Genomic DNA, 4,733 nt, shown 5'->3' on the forward strand with positions numbered 1-4,733 from the left:
CGGCACGCCCGGCTGCTTCGCCGTGCCCTGGCTGCGTGCCGAGGGGGCCGTGGGGTTCGGGACCGGGAGCGGCGCACACGTCGTGTCGGGCCCGTTGCCCGGCTTGCGGTGCGGCAGCGTGCCGTCGGCGAGATAGGCCGCGATCTGGTCGTCCTCGCAGGCGTTGCCGAAGAGCGAGTTGGCGTGCGACGTGCCGCCGGGCAGCGCGAGGAGCCGCGACCGGGGGAACAGCTTGCGCACCTCAAGGCTGCCCGAGTACGGCGTCGCCGCGTCGAGCGTCTCGTCGACGAGCAGGATCGGCGCGACCTTCGAGCCGTTGACGGAAACCGGCGTGTGGACGGCGCCCGGCCAGGTGAGGCACGGCGCGTTGAACCACGCGTTGTTCCACGTCACGTACGGCGCCCGCTGGAAGATGCGCCAGTTGTCGCGTGACCACCGCGCCCACGACGTCGGCCACTGCACGTCGGTGCACTGCACGGCGGCATACATCGCATACTCGTTGTCATCGCCGACCCCCTCGGCCGACCGGTATTCGCCGAGGAGCCGTGGCAGGTCGCGATGGTGGACCCACTGCGAGAAGAGGTCGCCGAGGTCGAGCCAGGTCTGCTGGTAGTAGCCGGCGCCGAGGAAGATGTCGTTCCACTCGTCGCCACCCACGACACCGCCGGCCGGCTTGGCCTGCAACGCGTTCTGCTCGGTGTAGAAGAGCCGCTCGACCGCGGCTCGGGTCTTGCCGAGGTGATAGACCGAGTCGTACGTCGCGACCCAGGCGAACCAGATCTGCATGGTGCGCTCGAAGGCGACGTCCTGGTCGAGGTTGGCCTGGTACCAGACCCCGCGCGGGTCGACGTTGCTGTCGAGGACCATGCGGCGCACCCGGCTCGGGAACATCGACGCGTAGACCTGCCCGAGGTAGGTGCCGTACGAGAACCCGTAGTAGTTGAGCTGCTTCTGCCCCAATGCCGCGCGGATGCTGTCCATGTCGCGCGCCGAGTCCTCGGTCGTCACGTGGTCGAGCAGGTCACCGCCCGTGCGCCCGCAGCGCGTCGTGTAGGCCTTGGCCCGAGACAGCTGGGCGTCGAGGATCGCGACGTTCGTCGGGACGTAGGGCGGACGTGGACCCTTGAGGTAGTTCGGGTCGCACGAGAGGGACGGGACGCTCGACCCGACGCCGCGGGGGTCGAACCCGATCCAGTCGTATGCGTCGGCCGCGTTGCCCGGCACGTAGGAGCCGAGGACGGACAGGGTGAGACCGGAGGCACCGGGTCCGCCCGGGTTGGTGAGCATGATCCCCTGGTACTTCGACGCGGGGACGGTATGCCTGATCATCGACAGGGCCAGCCGGATGTGGGTGCCGTGCGGCTTGCCGTAGTCGAGCGGCACGCTGAGCATCCCGCAGACCGCTCCGGCGGAACGCAGGCCGGCGTCGCTGCACCGTCCCCATCGCACGGACGACGTCGCGAGAGCAGCCGTAGGCGACGCGAGCGGCGTCGACCCTGCATCCGCGGTGGCGCTCGGTGCGGCCACCAGTCCCGACAGACCCATAGCCGCGCCGGCGGCAACGGCGAGAAGACGACGCATCCAGTCCACCCTCCTGTGCAGCAGTGACAAGGACTGCCTAGCCCTGTCGGAGCGCCGGCGCAAGGGGTTCGCCGGGAGCTCGTCACGGCTGCGGGCTCGTCGAGCGACGTCTCACAGGTCCAGCCACGGCGTGCGGACCCTGCGTCCGTCCCTCGCGGTGAGGGCGATCCGGAGCAGGGCGACCGGAGGACCGTCGTGGGCGAACCACCCGTCGTCCCCGAGGGCGACCCTGGTGCGACCACGCGGTGACTCGACGATGATGTCGCCCTCGGCTCCGGTCACGTATCCCCGCAGGCGCAGGCCGTCCGGCGACCGCGCCAGCTCGAGCTCGGCCGTCACCCCCTCGGCGGCCAGGGTCACGACCCTCGCCTCGTCCGCGGCTCCGCGGACCGGCGCGGCGTCCTCGGCGGCCGAGTCGAACAGGATGCGGGCCAGCTCGTCGACATGCCGGGTCGAGAAGGCGGCGCGGGCCAGCTCGTCGACGTGCGCCGGAGGCGGGTCGACCTGGGCCGCGATCGACCGCAACCGCTCGACGAGGGCGTCGTCGGGATCCACGGGGCCGATGCCGCTCATGTCGCCCACTCCGTCCCACCCTCGGCACCGAGGACGGCGTCGGCACCGGCGAGCGTCCGCAGCGCGGCCAGGCACCGTTGCCGACTCGGCCCGATGCTTCCGACGGGCATGTCGAGCGCGGCCGACACCTCCGCATACGAGGGCGGTGGCGTCGCCATGAGGACGCGCAGGAGGCGCCGACACCGCTCGGACAGCCGCTCGACCGCTCGCCAGAGCGCGGCATCCCGCTCGTCGTCGAGGAGCGCAGCGTCGAGGTCCGGGGCGTCGTCCGGGACGGCGTCGAGGTCCTCGGTGTCGGTGGAGTACCCGATGCGTCGGCGCCGCCGGAGGATCTGGAGGCACTCTCGCCGCACGGTCGTCGCGAGCCAGCTGCCGAGATGCTCCGGGTCGGCGACGCGGTCGAGGTGCTCCACGAGGCGCAGCCAGGTGTTCTGCACGGCGTCGGCGTCCTCGCCGACCTGGAGCCGGTATCCGGCGGCGATCGACCACAGCAGGCCGTTGAACCGCCCGACGAGCGCGTCCCATGCCCGCTGGTCGCCGTCGGCGGCTGCGGCGACCAGGGCCGCTACCTCTCCCTCCACGTCGCACCTCCTCCGGTCGAGCCGGTCCGATTGTGGCGCAGGATCGCGTCCATGGACAGGCGAGGACCGCGGAACACCCCCTGATACGGTCGCGGCCGGCGTATCACGACGTGGGGGCGAGGCATCGAGTGGTCGGACCCGGACCGGCCGGGCCGACATCCCGAGGAGACGCCATGAACATCTCTGCCAGCACGCTGCGCGCCCAGGCCGCCCGCGCGAGCCGCGACTTCCCCTTCATCGACGACGTCGAGCGGAGCCGGGGCCTGCCGTCCTTCCTCCTCTATGCCGTCGGGTCGCGAGAGTCGAACCTGCGCAACATCAAGGGAGACTTCAGCCAGCGGCCGGGAGAGTCGTCGCCACGGTTCCACGGGTTTGGCGTATGGCAGCGCGACAGCGGCGCGTTCGGCGTCGACGCGAGCTACCTGCAGGACGTGCCGCGGCAGGCGCGCGATGCCGCGGACCTGCTCACGGCGAACTTCCGCACGTTCGGGCGCTGGGACGCCGCTGTCGCGGCCTACAACTGCGGCCCCGGCAACGTGCGCCGAGCCCTCCAGCAGGGCCGGTCCGTCGACGCCTTCACGACGGGTGGGGACTACTCCAGGGACGTCCTCGCGCGGCGCGCCACGCTCGCCGGCTCGGCGATCCCCACGCCCGTGACCGGTGGCGGCCGACCGAGGACCTACACCGTGAAGGCCGGCGACACGCTGGGCGCGATCGCCCTCCGGTTCGGCACGACCGTCGCCGAGCTCGTGCGGCTCAACCACATCGCCGACCCCGACGTCATCCGGGTGGGTCAGGTGCTCGACCTTCCGGGCGGTGGGGGCGGCGCGTCTCACCGCACGGTCGTCGTCAAGGCGGGCGACACGCTCGGCGAGATCGCCGTCCGCTTCCACACGAACGTCGCTCAGCTCGTCCGCCTCAACCACCTCCCCGACCCGGACCACATCGAGATCGGCCAGGTGCTGCGCGTCGCCTGACGGAGGCGATGGCTAGCGCCGGCCGGGTGCGCCGTGCCGCGACGACATGGAGCGCCTCACGGAGCGTCGTCCCTCATCGAGGCTGGACGGCTGGCCCCGGACAGGCCCGTCCGGTGATGACGAGAGGAGCGCCTCACGGAGCGTCGTCCCTCACCGAGGCTGGACGGCTGGCCCCGGACAGGTCCGTCCTGCCACGATGAGGCATGGCAGGCCGCGCGGCCCAGGACGTGCCCAACCCTGCCCAGGAGGCCCTCGACCTCGTCGGCGTCGACCCTCGTCGGGCCCTCGACGTCGCGGAGGCACTCGGGACCGCGGCCCGGTCCCGTCGCGACGTCGCGTCGGCGTCTGCCGCCGACCGGGCGGCCGGTCTCGCCCTGCGCGAGACGGGCCGTCTCGTCGAGGCCGAGCGACGGCTGCGCCGAGCAGCCGTCGGCGCCGGCCGGACCGGTGCGGCCCAGGCGGAGGCGGAGGCCCGGATGTCGCTCGCCTTCCTCCTCCTCGAGAGGGGCAAGGCCCGGTCAGCGCTCCACGAGGCGGACCGGGCGGCCGGAGCACTGCACGGTGTCGCCGCCGCCCGGCTGGAGTCCCAACGGGCGCTCGTGCTCCAGCGGACCGGACGGCTCGCCGAGGCCTTGGCGGCATACCGCCGGGCACTCCGCGTGCTGCGTCGCGACGGCGACCGGCTCTGGGAGGCCCGGGCCCTCAACAACCGCGCCCTCCTCCTCGCATACCAGGGGTCCTTGACCTCCGCGCGCTCGGACCTGCTCCGGGCTCGTTCCCTCCATGAGGAGCTGGGCCTCACCTCGTTCGTCGCGGACACCGACTGGAACCTCGGCTTCGTCGCGGGACGTGCGGGCGAGGTGCCGGCAGCGCTCGCCGCCTTCGACCGGGCCGAGGCGTCGTATGCCGCGCGTGGCGCCGTTCATCCGCAGCTCCTCATCGACCGCGCGGAGGTGCTCCTCGCTGCAGGGCTGCACCATGAGGCCCTCGCCACGGCCCGACGGGCCGTCGCGAGGGTCGA

General features: G+C 72.6%; 5 protein-coding genes. 2 read left to right on the forward strand and 3 right to left on the reverse strand.

The features are described 5' to 3' along the window. From BN12_RS18375 to BN12_RS18385, 3 genes are all read right to left on the reverse strand, one after another. Positions 1-1,392: alpha/beta hydrolase (locus BN12_RS18375; RefSeq protein ID WP_235432463.1), on the reverse strand; the 1,392-nt coding region annotated here is incomplete at its 3' end. Positions 1,393-1,692: 300 nt separating this feature from the next. Further along, the gene (locus tag BN12_RS18380; RefSeq protein WP_157635558.1) at positions 1,693-2,154 is read right to left on the reverse strand and encodes a hypothetical protein; all 462 of its coding nucleotides are present in this window, start codon (positions 2,152-2,154) and stop codon (positions 1,693-1,695) included. Continuing rightward, positions 2,151-2,735, reverse strand: a complete 585-nt coding sequence (locus tag BN12_RS18385) for an RNA polymerase sigma factor (protein ID WP_235432464.1) — start codon at positions 2,733-2,735, stop codon at positions 2,151-2,153. Before BN12_RS18385 ends, BN12_RS18380 begins: the two co-directional genes overlap by 4 nt. 173 nt (positions 2,736-2,908) lie before the next feature. Here BN12_RS18385 and BN12_RS23475 point away from each other — a divergent pair, with 173 nt between their 5' ends. Together BN12_RS23475 and BN12_RS18395 are read left to right on the forward strand one after the other, a co-directional pair. Continuing rightward, positions 2,909-3,712 (forward strand): LysM peptidoglycan-binding domain-containing protein, encoded by an 804-nt coding sequence (locus tag BN12_RS23475; RefSeq protein WP_053080086.1) that lies wholly within the window; start codon positions 2,909-2,911, stop codon positions 3,710-3,712. A gap of 203 nt (positions 3,713-3,915) precedes the next feature. Continuing rightward, positions 3,916-4,733: tetratricopeptide repeat protein (locus tag BN12_RS18395; protein ID WP_048554764.1), on the forward strand; the 818-nt coding region annotated here is incomplete at its 3' end.

This window comes from Nostocoides japonicum T1-X7, from assembly GCF_001046855.1.
Taxonomy (GTDB): Bacteria; Actinomycetota; Actinomycetes; order Actinomycetales; family Dermatophilaceae; genus Nostocoides; species Nostocoides japonicum.